Annotated in this window: 14 protein-coding genes; 5 read left to right on the top strand and 9 right to left on the bottom strand. The window is 60.7% G+C overall.

The window, feature by feature from the left end; all coding sequences use genetic code 11:
* Positions 1 to 93 precede the first annotated feature (93 nt).
* Positions 94 to 1,350 carry an adenylosuccinate synthetase gene (locus tag G5182_RS04445; protein ID WP_005362191.1) on the bottom strand — a complete coding sequence of 419 codons (1,257 nt, stop codon included), beginning with the start codon at positions 1,348 to 1,350 and terminating at the stop codon, positions 94 to 96.
* Positions 1,351 to 1,520: 170 nt separating this feature from the next.
* Between G5182_RS04445 and G5182_RS04440 the strand changes: the two genes are divergently transcribed.
* A complete protein-coding gene (locus tag G5182_RS04440; protein WP_042658174.1) occupies positions 1,521 to 2,435 on the top strand; it encodes a LysR family transcriptional regulator in 915 nt (304 codons plus the stop codon).
* A gap of 104 nt (positions 2,436 to 2,539) precedes the next feature.
* On the opposite strand, the gene G5182_RS04435 is transcribed toward G5182_RS04440, so the two are convergent.
* Positions 2,540 to 3,952: a TAXI family TRAP transporter solute-binding subunit gene (locus G5182_RS04435; protein WP_421254222.1), complete on the bottom strand. Its 1,413-nt coding sequence runs from the start codon at positions 3,950 to 3,952 to the stop codon at positions 2,540 to 2,542.
* Positions 3,953 to 4,033: 81 nt separating this feature from the next.
* Positions 4,034 to 5,179, bottom strand: coding sequence for a MalY/PatB family protein (locus G5182_RS04430; protein ID WP_216978249.1), 1,146 nt, complete (start codon positions 5,177 to 5,179; stop codon positions 4,034 to 4,036).
* Positions 5,180 to 5,361: 182 nt separating this feature from the next.
* Here G5182_RS04430 and G5182_RS04425 point away from each other — a divergent pair, with 182 nt between their 5' ends.
* Complete coding sequence (locus tag G5182_RS04425; RefSeq protein ID WP_005334914.1) at positions 5,362 to 6,534, top strand: MFS transporter; 1,173 nt, start codon at positions 5,362 to 5,364, stop codon at positions 6,532 to 6,534.
* 13 nt (positions 6,535 to 6,547) lie between these two features.
* Here the strand turns inward: G5182_RS04425 and G5182_RS04420 are convergent, their stop codons facing one another.
* Positions 6,548 to 7,462, bottom strand: a complete 915-nt coding sequence (locus G5182_RS04420) for a LysR family transcriptional regulator (RefSeq protein ID WP_421254221.1) — start codon at positions 7,460 to 7,462, stop codon at positions 6,548 to 6,550.
* A 132-nt stretch (positions 7,463 to 7,594) separates the two neighbouring features.
* Positions 7,595 to 8,350 (bottom strand): YciK family oxidoreductase, encoded by a 756-nt coding sequence (locus G5182_RS04415; protein ID WP_421254220.1) that lies wholly within the window; start codon positions 8,348 to 8,350, stop codon positions 7,595 to 7,597.
* Positions 8,351 to 8,572: 222 nt separating this feature from the next.
* On the opposite strand from G5182_RS04415, the gene sohB reads away from it, so the two are divergent.
* Both sohB and G5182_RS04405 read left to right on the top strand, forming a co-directional pair.
* Positions 8,573 to 9,580 (top strand): protease SohB, encoded by a 1,008-nt coding sequence (sohB, locus tag G5182_RS04410; RefSeq protein WP_069554054.1) that lies wholly within the window; start codon positions 8,573 to 8,575, stop codon positions 9,578 to 9,580.
* 200 nt (positions 9,581 to 9,780) lie between these two features.
* Positions 9,781 to 11,004: an MFS transporter gene (locus G5182_RS04405; RefSeq protein WP_421254219.1), complete on the top strand. Its 1,224-nt coding sequence runs from the start codon at positions 9,781 to 9,783 to the stop codon at positions 11,002 to 11,004.
* Between the two features lie 36 nt (positions 11,005 to 11,040).
* Here the strand turns inward: G5182_RS04405 and G5182_RS04400 are convergent, their stop codons facing one another.
* The gene (locus tag G5182_RS04400) at positions 11,041 to 11,394 is read right to left on the bottom strand and encodes a DsrE/DsrF/TusD sulfur relay family protein (RefSeq protein WP_043822380.1); all 354 of its coding nucleotides are present in this window, start codon (positions 11,392 to 11,394) and stop codon (positions 11,041 to 11,043) included.
* Between the two features lie 158 nt (positions 11,395 to 11,552).
* Here G5182_RS04400 and G5182_RS04395 point away from each other — a divergent pair, with 158 nt between their 5' ends.
* Complete coding sequence (locus tag G5182_RS04395) at positions 11,553 to 11,948, top strand: DUF1090 domain-containing protein (RefSeq protein ID WP_227342149.1); 396 nt, start codon at positions 11,553 to 11,555, stop codon at positions 11,946 to 11,948.
* 168 nt (positions 11,949 to 12,116) lie between these two features.
* Here the strand turns inward: G5182_RS04395 and G5182_RS04390 are convergent, their stop codons facing one another.
* The 3 genes from G5182_RS04390 to G5182_RS04380 all read right to left on the bottom strand — a co-directional run bounded on the left by G5182_RS04390 (position 12,117) and on the right by G5182_RS04380 (position 14,300).
* Positions 12,117 to 12,365, bottom strand: a complete 249-nt coding sequence (locus G5182_RS04390; RefSeq protein WP_005334896.1) for a YfhL family 4Fe-4S dicluster ferredoxin — start codon at positions 12,363 to 12,365, stop codon at positions 12,117 to 12,119.
* 1 nt (position 12,366) lies between these two features.
* Positions 12,367 to 13,731, bottom strand: coding sequence for a tRNA 5-hydroxyuridine modification protein YegQ (gene yegQ, locus G5182_RS04385; RefSeq protein ID WP_216953099.1), 1,365 nt, complete (start codon positions 13,729 to 13,731; stop codon positions 12,367 to 12,369).
* A 278-nt stretch (positions 13,732 to 14,009) separates the two neighbouring features.
* The gene (locus G5182_RS04380; RefSeq protein WP_227342151.1) at positions 14,010 to 14,300 is read right to left on the bottom strand and encodes a hypothetical protein; all 291 of its coding nucleotides are present in this window, start codon (positions 14,298 to 14,300) and stop codon (positions 14,010 to 14,012) included.
* Between the last annotated feature and the right edge of the window lie 203 nt (positions 14,301 to 14,503).

The raw sequence follows: 14,503 nt of genomic DNA, 5'->3' as shown, positions 1-14,503 counted from the left end.
TTTTGGTGGTTTCATGGCAAGAAGGTAAACGGCAGCCATAAAAAAACCGGCATCAGGGATGCCGGTTTTTTGTTTGACGATAAGAGGTGCGGCTTAGCGCAGGATCATCTCGTCACGGCCCGGGCCGACGGAAACCATCGGAACCGGTACGCCGAGCAGCTCTTCGATACGCAGCACGTACTGCTGGGCCGCTTTGGGCAGCTCTTCGAAAGTGCGGCAGCCGGTGATGTCTTCGCTCCAGCTTTCCATCTGCTCGTAAACCGGCTTCAGGGCAGCGGTTTGCGGCCAAATCGGGTTCTCGGTGTGGGCACCTTCGTAGGCCACGCAGATCTTCAGATCCGGCAGACCGGTCAGGCAGTCCAGCTTGGTCAGAGCCACTTCGGTGGCGGCTTGCAGCTCGACACCGTTCTTGGTGGCGACGGCGTCGAAGTAACCGACATCACGGGGACGGCCAGTGGTAGCGCCGAACTCATTGGTGATCTTGCGGAACTCGTCCTGGTTCTCCATGGCGGTCAGCAGGGTGCCGGTACCGACAGAGGAGCTGAATGCCTTGGCCACAGCGATGACGCGCTCCGGACGCAGACCCGGCAGACCGCCACCGATACCGGCGTAGGCGCCGGATACGTGGGAGGAGGTCACCCAGGGGTATTCGCCGTAGATCAGGTCACGGCCAGCGCCCAGCTGGGCTTCGAACAGCAGGGTCTTGCCTTCAGCCTGCAGCGCTTTGAGCGGCATGCTGACGTTGCACACTGCGTCGATCCAGGGTGCAGAGACTTCCAGCAGCCAGTCGGCCATCTCCTGGGCAGTCTGGGTGAATTCGAAGGAGGGGTAGATAGCCTTCATCTGCGGCAGTTTCCAGTCCAGCATGAACTGGATGCGCTCGACCAGCACGTCCGGCTGTTTCAGCCAGCCAACCAGGATTGCTTTCTTCATCACGCGATCGCCGTAGGCAGGGGCGATGCCCTGACGGGTGGAGCCATAGGCGCCGTCACCCAGACGTTGCTCTTCCAGGGTATCTTCCAGTGCGTGCAGCGGCAGGCAGAGAGTTGCGCGGTCAGAGATGGCCAGCTTCGGAGTCACGCCGGAGGCTTTGACTTCCTCGAGCTCGACGGTCAGTTTCTCGGGGCTGATCACCATGCCCGGGCCGAGGACAACCAGGCAATCCGGGTTGAATACGCCACTCGGAACCTGGTGCAGCTTGAAGGTGCCAAGGTCGTTGACCACGGTGTGGCCAGCGTTGTTGCCGCCCTGGAAGCGAATGCTGGCGCCAGCTTGACCTGCCAGATAATCCACGATGCGGCCTTTGCCTTCATCACCCCAGTTAGCACCTACGACTACGATAGACGACATGACTCTTTCTCCTAAGACGTTAGGCGTCCATCCTAGGAGCCTGATGCGGATTAGAAAAATTAATTATCTTTATAATTCCGATAAGAGAACCATATAATTATGGCCAATTTAGCGGCAAACCGTCCGATTTTGCCTGGCAAGCCCCGCACATTGCGGGTTGAGGGACTCTTATGCTGGATATTCACTGGTTGCAAACCTTTGTCACCCTGGCCCGATTGCAACATTTTGGCCAGACAGCCACCGAGCTGCACATGACCCAGCCCAATGTCAGCCTGCATATCAAGCGGCTGGAGCAGGCGACCCGGGTGCGGCTGATCGAGCGCAGCCCGTTTCGCCTGACGCAGGCGGGGGAGCGGCTGCTGCAAAGCGCCGAGCGCACCATTGCCGAGTTGCAGCTCTGCCAGTCCGATCTCAATGCCCTCAACCAGCTGAGTCAGGGGACGCTGGCCATCGCCGCCAGCGACATCATCTCCCGCCTGCTGCTGATCCAGCCGTTCCAGCGCTTCAAACGGGAGTTTCCCGGCATCGACCTCACTCTGTTCAACACCACTTCGGATCAGGCCGCCGAGCTGGTCAAGGCGGGCAAGGCGGATCTGGGTTTTGTCATGGCGCAAAAGCGCAGCGAACCGCTCTTCTATACCGAGCTGCAACAGGTGACCTGGTGCGCGCTGGGCCACGGCCTTGCCCGCTGGCAGGCGCGGGCGGTGGCGGGGGAGAGCGATCCCCTCGACGAGCCGACCCTGATCCTGCTCGGTCACGACACCCGTACTCGGGCGCTGATCGACCCGTCCCTGCCGCTGCTGGCCTTGCCCCCCTGCCGCATCATGGAGGTGGGCAGCGTGGACGCCCAGCTGGATTGGGCCGAGGCGGGCTTTGGTGTCGCCATCGTGCCGGACTTTTCCCTGCATCCGCGACTCAACCTCACCGCGCCGGTCACCAGCCTCGGCGACTTTCCCGGTACCAGTCTGGGCTACGTAGTGCGCCAGAATCAGGTGTTGTCGCGGGCCATCAAGCAGTTGCTGCACTGGGTGGAGGAGGAGATCCAGAAGCCCAACCCCTATCTGACCCGGGTGATAGAGCCATAGCTGTACGGCAAGGTGAATAGGCCAATCGACTGCGCCACTATCGAACGCATATCAATAATCAGGGCAGCCGAGGCTGCCCTGATGCGTTTGTGGGTGCTGACCACTCAGTGCTGCGGCGGTGTGGCTGCACTGGTGGCAGGGGAGGGAAGTATATCGGTTTTATCCTGCGGTGGGGTTTCGTCAGCAACCGCGCTGCTGGCAGGCTGGGTTGCCTGCTCTTGCTGCGAAGTTGCCGCAGAGGCGCTCTGTGGCAACTGAGTCGAAACGGCAGCCGATGGTGATGGAACCGTTGACGCTGCGGCAGAGGCAGCCACTCTTTCCCCCTCGGTGGTCGGCGTAGCAGTGAGTTCGGGGGTGACCTCGAGCGCCTCTTCGGGCAAGGGATTAACCTCTGTTGCTTCTGTTGCCACTGCGGCACTGCTGGTGGCGGTCGCGTCAGAGGGCGCAGTCGCCCCGTCGGCGGCACTCACCGGCCCTGTCGTGGGCGCCGCCTCCGAGGCCGATGGCGCTGGTGCTAACGGCTCCGGCATCAGCTGTTCCGCGGTTAACTTCTCGGGGGTCAGTGGCAAGGGGGCTGGCGGTTGATCCGACATCCCCGCATGGAGGGGTAGCTCGGTTTGCGCCTGCAACTGCTCGGGGGTCACCTTGCTCAGGGCAGGATGCAGCCGACTGAACTGTTTGACCCGGGCCAGCAGGGTATCGCGCACGGTTCGGACGATGGGGTCCGGCAGGCTGGCCAGCGCCACCAGTTCGGCACTCATCCCGATGTTGTTGATAGCTGTAGTCTGCCCCGGATAGAGGTTGGCGGCGATGCGGCTGCGCTGGTAGTAGGGGTGCTGCTTGAGCAGCGTGTCGATCTGCTCCCCTTCGATGGGGATGAGGCGCACCTTGCAGCGGTTGATCAGGTCGCCGACCGCCAGACTGGGGTGACCGGCTACCACAAAAGCGGCATCCAGCGAGCCATCGCACAGCCCTTCCAGCGGTTCGCTGTCCGATTTGAGCTGATAGGCAGCAAACTGCCCGGGTTGCCATCCCATGGCTGCCATCAGGGCCTGGCTGGTGATCTGCTCACCGGCGCCCTTGTTGCCCGGATAGACCCGCTTCCCTTCGATATCTGCCAGGGTGGTGATGCCGCTATTGGGGGCGGCCAGCAGGGCCAACGACTCCTGATAGAGGCGAAACAGGCTGCGCAGCTCATTGTTGGCCCCCTGCCCACTGAAGGGGCCGGTGCCGTGCAGAGCGTGGTGCAACACATCGGACTGCACCAGCGCCAGCTGTACGTCCCCCTTGTCGAGTGCCTTGAGGTTGGCCATCGAGCCACGGGTGCTCTGCACGGTGCAGCTGTCCCCATGCAGGGCATGGCCGGCATTGAGCACCCGGCAGATGGCGCCACCGGTCGGGTAGTAGACCCCATTGAGCGGGCCCGTTCCGATAGTCAGCGCCTGGCTGCCAAAGGGGAGCAGCGCAGAGAGTGCACAGAGTGGGAGCAGAAGGTGATGCAAGATCCGTAGAGACATAATTGACCGTTGACTGAGTTGACCGCTGGCTGATGACACAGGGAAAAAGGGATGGGGCTTGCCCATCCCGTTGCTGGCTGATCAGGGCTTGTTGTGGTTGAGGATTGCCCGCTCAATCCGCGCCAGCGCGTCGGTCAGCCGTGCTCTGGTGCAGCCGAAGTTGAGCCGCACGAACTGACCGTCGCCAAACTGGGCGCCGGGGGAGAGACCAACGCCGGCCTGCTCGAAGAAGGCGATGGGATCAGCAAGGCCAAGGGCGCTCACATCAATCCAGGCCAGATACGTCGCCTGATGGTTGGCCAGCTTGACGCCGGGCCAGCGGGCAACCGCCTGCTGGATCAGGGCCAGATTGGCTGCCAGATAGTCGAGTTGCTCGGTCAGCCACTGTTCGCCACCCTCATAGGCCGCTTCGGCGGCGACAAAGCCCAGCAGGTTGACGTCGGCGCTGATGCCGCGCATCGCCTGTTGCAGCCTGAAGCGCAGACGGGCGTTGGGGATAATGGCGAAGGAGCAGCAGAGACCGGCGATATTGAAGGTCTTGCTCGGGGCCATCATCACCGCGCAGCGCTCGGCTGCTTGTGCACTGATGGCGCCGTAGGGAATGTGGCGGGCGTTTTTATCCAGCAGCAGATCGCAGTGGATTTCATCGGAGCAGATCACCAGATTGTGGCGCGCAGCGATGGCATCGATGGCCAGCAGCTCGTCACGGGTGAAGATGGTGCCGCCCGGGTTGTGGGGGTTGCAGAGCAGCAGCAGATCTGCGGCGGGAGCCTGACGCTCCAGCTCTTCAAGATCCAGCACCCAACGACCGGCTTCCTCAATCATCGGCACGGTGAGCAGGGGGCGATCATTGAAGCCCGGTGCCTGCAGGAAGGGGTAGTAGACCGGCTTGGGAGTGATGATACCGCGGCCATGCTGGCTCCACGCCTTGCAGGCGAGGTTAAGCCCCGGCACCACGCCGGGCAGGAACACCAGCCATTCGGGCTCGATGGTCCAGCCATAGCGGGTCGCCATCCGTTCGATAATGAGTTCGATCAGGCGCGGCGAGGGGCGTGAATAGCCGAAAATGCCGTGGGCGACCCGTTTGGTCAACGCCTCGATCACGGACGGAGGGGAGACAAAGTCGGTATCGGCAACCCACATGGGCAGCACATCCTGACCCTTGTACTTGTCCCATTTCAGGCTCATGGTGCCACTGCGGTCTACTTCCTGATCAAAATCAAACATGCGAACTCCTTGTGCTGGCAGGATGGGCTTTCACTCTACGGGGTCGCGGCCTCCCTCGCAAGGCGCACACCTGCTTATGCCATCCTTGAGCCCGCTCTTGATAGTGACATAAGATAGGCGCCGAATTTTCATACGGCTGCCGCCCGTTAGCCCGTATCGTCCTTCCAATCAGTGGTAACCCTATGAGCTTGTCGATAGCGGCGGTCAAACGCCCGGACCCCGTCTCTCTTTCGTTTCTTGCCGTGACCTTTATGACCGGCGTCGCGGTGGCATTGCAGGTGCCTACCTTAAGTCTGTTTCTGGCCGAGGAGGTGCAGGTGCGCCCCTTTCTGGTCGGGCTCTTCTATACCATCAATGCTGTGGTGGGCATTCTGGTCAGCCAGTGGCTGGGCCACCGCTCCGACAACAAGGGGGATCGCAAGCGACTGATCCTGCGCTGCTGCTTTGCCGGGGTGGCGCTCTCCTTGCTGTTTGCCTGGAACCGCAACTACTGGTTGCTGGCGAGTCTGGGGGTCATGCTGGCTGCGCTGGCGGCCACAGCCAGCCCCCAGTTGTTTGCGCTGGCGCGGGAATACTCCGACAGCCGTAACCGGCGGGCTGACATGTTCAGCTCGGTGATGCGGGCCCAGTTTTCGCTGGCCTGGGTCATAGGCCCGCCCATCGCCTTCGCGCTGGCTATCGGCTACGGTTTTGAGCTGATGTATCTGGCCTCGGCACTGGCCTACCTGCTCTGCGCTCTGGTGGTGTGGCGCTGGCTCCCCTCTCTCCCTTTGCCCAAGATGGCTGAAGAGACAGAGCGGGTCAGCAGCTGGCGGGATCCGGCGGTGCGGGCGCTCTTTATCGCCTCCACCCTGATGTGGACCTGCAACAGCATGTACCTCATCAATATGCCGCTCTACATCACCCGGGAACTGGGGATGGATGAGAAGCTTGCCGGTATCCTGATGGGCACGGCGGCGGCGCTGGAGATCCCCTTCATGCTGCTGGCGGGTTACTACACGGCCCGTTTTGGTAAGCGCCCCATGATGTTGCTGGCGGTGCTGGCTGGCGCGGCCTTTTACACCGGTCTGGTGACTCTCACCGACCAATACGCCCTGATCGCCTTGCAGCTGTTCAACGCCATCTTCATCGGTATCGTGGCGGGGATCGGCATGTCTTACTTTCAGGATCTGATGCCGGGGCGAGCCGGGGTGGCGACCACCCTGTTTGCCAACAGTATCCGCACCGGCTCCATCATGGCAGGGGCCATCGCCGGTGTGGTGGCGGAGGTGTGGAGTTTCCACGGGGTCTTTATGGTGGCGCTGGGATTGGCACTGGTGGCACTGGCCGCCAGCTGGCGGGTGCCCAACGTCTGACGGGGGCTGGCTGTTATTTGTCGTGCCGGGGCTGGGCGTGCGGGAGCGGCGATGACTCGCCCTGATATTCGTTGCGCAGGCAGCGCAGCAGCAGCTCGGTCGCAGGGCCGAGGGATTCGGGGGAGAGGGTCAGCAGGTAGGTATAGAGGTGGCGCTCGTTGCCGCTCTCCAGATCCAGCTGTATGAGTGACCCTTCCGCCAGCTCCCGCTCTACCAGATGGCGCGGCAGCCAGGCATAGCCGAGGCCAAGGCGCAGCATGGCGAGCACTTCGTGGTAGTGGGTCGCCTTCCAGCCGGTGTCATCCGCATCGTTCCAGTCCACCGAGCGGTGAATGGGGGGATGAAGGCTGATCTGGTTGTGGCCGGTCAATACGTCGCTGCGGATGGGCCCCTCCTCTTGCGCCAGCGGATGGCTGGCGGCGCAGAGAGGCAGCAGGCACACCTCGTCCAGCAACAGGCCGGTGCGATCGCCGGGCAGGTGCTCGGAGAGCATCAGATCCCCCGGTTGCAGGGCGTTGAAGTGGCAGTGAATGCGTTCGTGCAGGTTGACCCGGCAACCCCGGCTGCGGGGATAGAAGCTGGCCAAGGCCCGATAGAGGCGATCCCTTGGTTGCAGCGCCGAGACATAGAGGTTGATCTGCGGCTCCCACTGCCGCTCCAGGTTGTTGGCCAGATTCTCCAGCTCTTCCACCTGCTGGCTCAACTGACGGGCCCGCTTGAGGAAGATCTCGCCCGCCGGCGTCAGCACCGCCTTGCGGCCGCGCACCTCCAGCAAGGGCACCCCCAGACTTTGCTGCAACTTTGCAACCGCATGATTGAGGGAGGACTGGCTCTTGTTCAGCGCCTCGGCCGCCTGGGCGTAGCCGCCGCAGTCGACCACCGCCTGAAAGATCCGCCATTGCTCAAACGTGCTCTTGGGACGAAACATAGTTCAACCTGATTGGAGATAGGATGGTCAGTGGTTCGAACAGGGAGCCTGTGCCCCCTATTCAATTTAACCCTTGCCGCACAACACTCTGGGTATTTTATTGATTTATTTGGGCTGGGCCACGCAACTTGTTTATTTTGGCTGAGCCACAAAGGTCTGGCCGGTTTTGCCGCGGCTGTCCGACCCCATCAGGTAGAGGTAGAGCGGCATCAGGTCGGCCGGAGTCTTGAGGTTCATGGGATCTTCCGCCGGGAAGGCGCTGGCGCGCATCTTGGTACGGGTACCGCCCGGGTTTAGGGTATTGACCCGCACACCGGTGTTCTCAAGCTCGTCGGCCAGCACTTCCATCATCCCCTCGATGGCGAACTTGGAGATGGCATAGGTGCCCCAGTAGGCGCGCCCCTTGCGTCCCACGCTGGAGGAGGTGTAGACGATGGAGGCATCGCCCTGCGCCTTGGCTGTCTGGCGCAAGAGCGGCAGCAGCGCTTGGGTCAGCAGGAATTCCGATTTGACGTTGACCTGCATCACCTCGTCCCACTCCTTCTCCTGAATGTGTTCAAACGGAGAGAGGGTGCCAAGCAGACCGGCGTTGAACAGCACGCCGTCGAGGCGGCCAAACTGCTGGGCGAAGGTTTCGGCCATGCCGCGGTAGTAGGCGGCGGTGGCCCCTTTCAGATCCACCGGCACGATGGCGGGCAGCGGATAACCGGCGGCTTCAATCTGGTCATACACGGCTTCGAGTTTGGCGCTGGTGCGGCCGAGCAGGATCACGGTGGCACCGTGAGCGGCGTAGGTGAGGGCGGCTTCGCGGCCGATCCCGTCGCCGGCACCTGTGACCAGAATGACTTTATCCTTGAGCAGATCGCGGGGTGCCTGATAATCGAGCATGACAACTCCTGTTAACAAATTCCGGCCATAAGTGCATGGCAATCGGCGCCAAGTGTACTGATCCGCGCGCCTGTTTGACCAGCCAGCGGCAAGAAAAATGTGAAGAAAATAGAGAGGTTGTGATGCTCTGGTTGGTTTTTCCGGTCACTGGCTGCGATTTTTTGCGCGCCTCCACCAAACTCCCTAGAATGTGACGAAAACCGATCCATTCTGGAGTCCATCGTGACATTTCTGACCGAATATGGCCTGTTTCTGGCCAAGACAGTGACCTTCCTGCTGGCCATCGGCGCCATCATCCTGATGATTGTCAGCACTCGCCAGCCGAAAGCGCGCAAGGGTGAGCTGGTGGTGACCGATCTCTCGAGCGAGCTGGAGCAGGGGCAGTTTGCGCTCAAGAGCGCGCTTGCCAGCAAGGCCGAGCGCAAGGTGCTGGAAAAGCAGCAAAAAGAGGAGCAGAAAAAGCGCGCCAAGGCCGGTGATGAGCGCAGTCGCCTGTTCGTGCTCGATTTTAACGGCAGCATGGATGCCAAAGAGGTGGCCTCCCTGCGCGAAGAGGTGAGCGCGGTGATTGGCGTCGCCCAGCCCGGCGACGAAGTGCTGCTGCGACTCGAATCCGGTGGCGGCGTGGTGCATGGCTATGGCTTGGCCGCTTCCCAGTTGCAGCGACTGCGCGATCGTGACATCAAGCTCACCGTGGCGATTGACAAGGTGGCGGCGAGCGGCGGCTACATGATGGCTTGCGTGGCGGACAAGATCCTGGCAGCCCCCTTTGCCATCGTCGGCTCCATCGGGGTGATCGCCCAGATGCCGAACTTCAACAAGTTGTTGAAAAAGCATGACATCGAGTTCGAGATGCACACCGCCGGGCAGTACAAGCGCACTATCACCATGTTCGGCGAGAACGACGATCTGGGGCGCGAGAAGTTTCGCGAGGAGCTGGCGGCGATCCACGAGCGCTTCAAGGCCTTTGTGGCCGAACACCGCCCGCAACTCGATATCGATCAGGTCACAACCGGTGAGCACTGGCTGGCAAGTCAGGCCAAGGGGCTGGGGTTGGTGGATACCCTCTGCACCAGCGATGACTATCTGCTGGCGCAGGCCAGCCACCACAAGGTGATCGGCATCAGCTATCGCAAGCCAAAAAGCCTGACCCAGAAGCTGGGGCAGCAGGGCGCGCAGGCGCTCGAGGCAGGACTTGGGCGGCTGTGGCAGCAGAGCCCCTGGCGCTAAGCCTGGCCCTCTGGCGTTAGCCAGAGGGAAATCCCGCGATAAAAAGGCCAGCCGATGCCCATCGGCTGGCCTTTTTGCATCCGGTTGCACCTTGTTGGTGAGCGAGGGTTGTTTCCATTGAGGCCCTCTGTTACAACTGAATGCTTTCCCCGGTTATGACAGGATCTTGTGGTAAGAGCTGCGGGGCATGGAGCATAGCGATGTCATGGAGCACCTTCAGGCAATTTACCCCGCTGGTCTGGATCGTCATTCTGGGTACCTTCATGGTGCGTACCAGCTACTACATGGTGTGGCCCTTCCTCTCCATTCTGCTCTATCGGGAGTATGACCTTTCGGCCACCTTCATCGGCCTGTTGCTGGGTGGCTCAATGGCCCTCTCTACCCTGGTCAGTTTTTACGGCGGCTGGCTCTCTGATCGCTTCGGGCGGCGCAGCATACTGCTGGCCGGTTGTCTGGTGGCGATGCTATGTTTCGGTCTGCTCGGTTTTTCGCACGAGGTGTTCTGGCTCGGGATCGGGGTGATGGGCAGCGGCCTCTCGTCGGGGCTCATCGATGCCCCCGGCAAGGCGCTGATGGCCGACAGTCTGGCCTCGGCCAAGGCGCGGGAGCTGGCACTGCACCTGCGCTATTTTCTGCTTAATCTGGGGGCCGCGCAGGGGCCGCTGCTCGGGGTGACCCTCGGGATCAACGCCCAGCAGGAGACCTTCCTGTTTCTGGTGGTGAGCTATCTGCTGCTGGCGCTGGCCTTTGGCTGGGGATTTCGCCGGGCTGGCAGCACTGACAAGCCGGGTGCGGTTGGCCCCGGACTGCGGGATGCCATCAAGGTGTTGCTGGCGGATCGCGCCTTCCTGCTGCTGGTGATGGCCAATCTCCTGATGGTGCTGGTCTACTCCCAGTTTCACTCGCCGCTGGTGCAATACCTGACCCGGGCTGGTATGCCGCAGGTGGCCGAGCTGGTTGCCCTGCTGGTGGCGACCAATGCCCTGACCGTGGTGCTGTTACAGTTTCCGCTGCTGCGGTTGTTGTCACGCTGGCCGGTGCGGGTACGGCTTCATATCGGCATGGCGCTCTTTCTGGCGGCCCAGCTGCTCTTCGCGCTGGGGGACCCGCTGGTGCGCAGCCACTGGTTTGGTGCCGTGCTGCTGCTCAGTATCGGCGAGACCATCCTGTTCCCCCTGCTCAACGTGCTGATCGACCAGATGGCCCCCACCCACCTCAAGGGGAGCTACTTTGGTGCCAGCGCACTGGCCGGGTTGGGAGGGGCTGCTGGCGCCCTGCTGGGAGGCTGGATCCTCGAGCAGTGGAGCGGGCAGTTGCTCTATGTGTTGATGGCGCTGCTTTGTGTGGCGATTTTTGCGCTTTATGAAGCTGGCGCCCGACATCATGGTCGGCGAAGTGCCCGGCAGGAGTCGGTGATAGGCTAACCGGGCTGACTTCGCCGCTGGCCAGCCCCTTATGGTTCAGAAGGTCAGCACCTTGTCGGCCGCCAGGGTCCATTGGGCCAGCATCGGCAGGGTGCCGACCTCAATGCCCTCGATCAGCGGCAGGGCGGTGATGCCACGGGCATCGGTGCAGGTCTTGCACAGGCGAATGGTGACGCCTTGCGCCAGCAGGATCTCCAGCATCTGGCGCAGGTTGTATCCCTCGGCCGGTGCCTGACCGGCCAGCGCTGCACTCACCGCATCGGACATCAGGAACAGCTTGAGGCTGGCACCCCCCTGTTCGTTGAGGGCGATAGCGAGACGCAGGGCGTTGAACAGGGATTCGCTGCCATAGGGGGCCCCGTTGGCAATGACCACAATTTGTTGACTCATAACAGACTCCCGATTGAAAAGAGCGCCATTGTAGAACCAACAGGGTGCCAATTGCGTGATGTTGCACAACTTCTGTCGCACCTTTTTCCCGCTTGCTTGACCCTGCTGTCGATCGAGGTTTTTATGGTCAGCTCGCAAACAAGACCGGATGAATCGAGATGTGGAAAGTATTGGGAGCCGGCTTGCTGCTGTTGGCGGGTCAGGCCTTTGGCAGTGAGGCGGTCGGTTGCAAGGCCCGTCTGCAGGCCGTCAATGACCAGCTGGTGTTTGCCAAAGCACACAACAATGCCGGGCAGATTGCCGGGCTCGAACAGGCAGCGCGCAATATCAAGGCCAACTGTACTGATGAAGGTCTGCTCAAGGAGCAGAAAGAGCGGGTTAACAAACTGCGCGGCGAGGTGGACGAGCGCCTGCTCGAGCTGCAGGAGGCGAGAGTCAGTGGCAAGCCGGACAAGATTGCCGACAAGCAGAGCAAATTGGAGCAGGCACAGACCGACTTGCTGACGGCGCAGCGGGAACTGGATGAATTGCACCGGTTGGTAAACAAAAAATAGCCATCATGGAGATGAGGACGGGATCAAAAAAGGCCGGGATTTCCCGGCCTTGTTGCATTTACTGTCGGTGCATCTGTACAAACTTCTTCATCAGCAGCGCTGCGGTTTCATCATATGGACGGGCTCCCGGAGGATGCAGCCTGTGAGTTGTTGATGCTGATACCGAGGTTACTGCCGATGCATCCGCACAAACTTTTCCATCAGCTGATCTTCGGTTTCCACATGAGCGGGATCCCAGATGATGCAGTCGATAGGGCAGACACTGATACAGGTCGGCTTCTCATAGTGACCGACGCACTCGGTGCAGCGACTGGGGTCGATCTCGTAAATCTCCTCACCCAGGCTGATGGCCTGGTTCGGACACTCGGGATCACACATGTCACAGTTGATGCACTTGTCGGTGATGAGCAGTGCCATCTCAGGCGGCCGAGTGGGGCTGACGGGTATCCTGACGCTCACCGAGGTTGCGCAGCAGGATGCCGTAGTTCACGTCCACTTCCTTCGGCACCGGCACATAGACTACGTGGCCGTTGCCCGGTGCGGTGTCGATCAGCTCGCCCTTGCGGTTCTGCATCTGCTCCAGATTGAAGCTGAGGTTGCCCTGCGGGGTCATCAGCTCCAGGCTGTTGCCCACCAGGAACTTGTTCTTTACCTCGACCTCGACCATGTCACCGTTGCGACCGGTGATCTCGCCGACGAACTGCTGGGTGTCGGAGACGGAGTAGCCGTAGTCGTAGTTCTGGTATTCGCTGTGGTTGTGACGGCGCAGGAAGCCCTCGGTATAGCCGCGGTGGGCCAGATTTTCGAGGGTGCCCATCAGGCTGCGGTCGAACGGACGGCCTGCAACCGCATCGTCGATGGCCTTGCGATAGACCTGGGCGGTACGGGCGCAGTAATAGAAAGACTTGGTGCGCCCTTCGATTTTCAGCGAATGGACGCCCATTTTTGTCAGGCGCTCGACGTGTTCGACGGCGCGCAGATCCTTGGAGTTCATGATGTAGGTGCCGTGCTCATCCTCGAACGCGCTCATGTACTCGCCCGGGCGGTTGGACTCCTCCAGCAGCACCAGTGCATCGCTCGGCTTGCCGAGGCCCAGCGTCGGGTCAACTTTCTGCACGGCGATGGGCTCCTGACGGTGGACGATCTGGCCCACATCATCTTCTTTACCTTCGTGAACCTTGTACTCCCAGCGGCAGGAGTTGGTGCAGGTGCCCTGGTTGGGGTCGCGCTTGTTGATATAGCCGGATAGCAGACAGCGGCCGGAGTAGGCCATGCACAGAGCGCCGTGAACGAAGACTTCCAACTCCATCTCCGGCACCTGCATGCGGATCTCCTCGATTTCGTCCAGTGACAGTTCGCGGGAGAGGATGACCCGAGTCAAGCCCATCTGATGCCAGAACTTCACCGTGGCCCAGTTGACCGCGTTGGCCTGCACCGAGAGGTGAATGGGCATATCAGGGAAAGCTTCGCGCATCATCATGATGAGACCGGGGTCTGACATGATCAGCGCATCCGGCTTCATCTCCACCACAGGGCGCATGTCGCGGATAAAGGTCTTGAGCTTGGAGTTGTGGGGCTGGATGTTGGCCACCACATAGAACTGCTTGCCCAGCGCATGGGCTTCGTTGATGCCCAGTTGCAGGTTCTCGTGATCGAATTCGTTGTTGCGTACCCGCAGGCTGTAGCGGGGCTGACCGGCATAGACGGCATCGGCACCATAGGCATAGGCGTAACGCATGTTCTTGAGGGAACCTGCGGGTGAGAGCAATTCTGGTTTAAACATGGCGGACTCTTTATATCTGATTGCAAATCAGGACGATGCCACCTGATGGCATCGTAGTGGTTGAGCTGCGGTGCAAGATGCCTTCCGAGAGGAGGGCTCAATGCAGCGCGACCCGATGACGGCATATCTGGGGTTATCGAAAGAAGATGCGCCGGATATTCGGGGTGCGAGATTGTACTCGCCCCCACGTCATCATGCAATTTGGCAGGAATATCATGCGAATGGAAAATCAGTTTTTGGGTAATCTGTGATGGTGGGTTAGCGATATTTGCCGATGTTCAATTATCCAGTGCGAGTTGAAAATCGGGAAACTGTTCGCTCATAAAATTGCGGGGGCTGTGGCCATTGCCTGCGCTGGCCAGCCATTCCCAATCCAGTTTTGGCGAGCCCGCTTTGAAGCGTTGATAGGCAACGCCCTGATGAATGGTCAGAAAGAGGGTCGTGGGGAGTCCCAGCTTGTTGCTGTAGCGCACCATCAGATCGCCCTGATAGTCGTTGCTGATTCTGATTTTGAGTGCCTGCAGTGTCAGACCTGTTGCGTGGCCATGCTCATCCCAGACTTCAAACATGATGTGAACACTCTGATGTTGATGATGCCACGATGAGCAAGGTGGGATGCAATTGCAACTGTCAAATCTGACAAGGGCGGAAAGTGTTAGTGGGCAAGAAAGCGAAAACCCGGCGCAAGGCCGGGCTTTCTGAATGATGGTGGAGGGAGAAGGATTCGAACCTTCGAAGGCAGAGCCGTCAGATTTACAGTCTGATCCCTTTG

The organism is Aeromonas sp. 600948, from assembly GCF_049174875.1.
GTDB lineage: Bacteria > Pseudomonadota > Gammaproteobacteria > Enterobacterales > Aeromonadaceae > Aeromonas > Aeromonas veronii_A.
The sequence above is the reverse complement of the archived record's forward strand: the minus strand, read 5'-3'. Positions and strand labels throughout refer to the sequence as shown.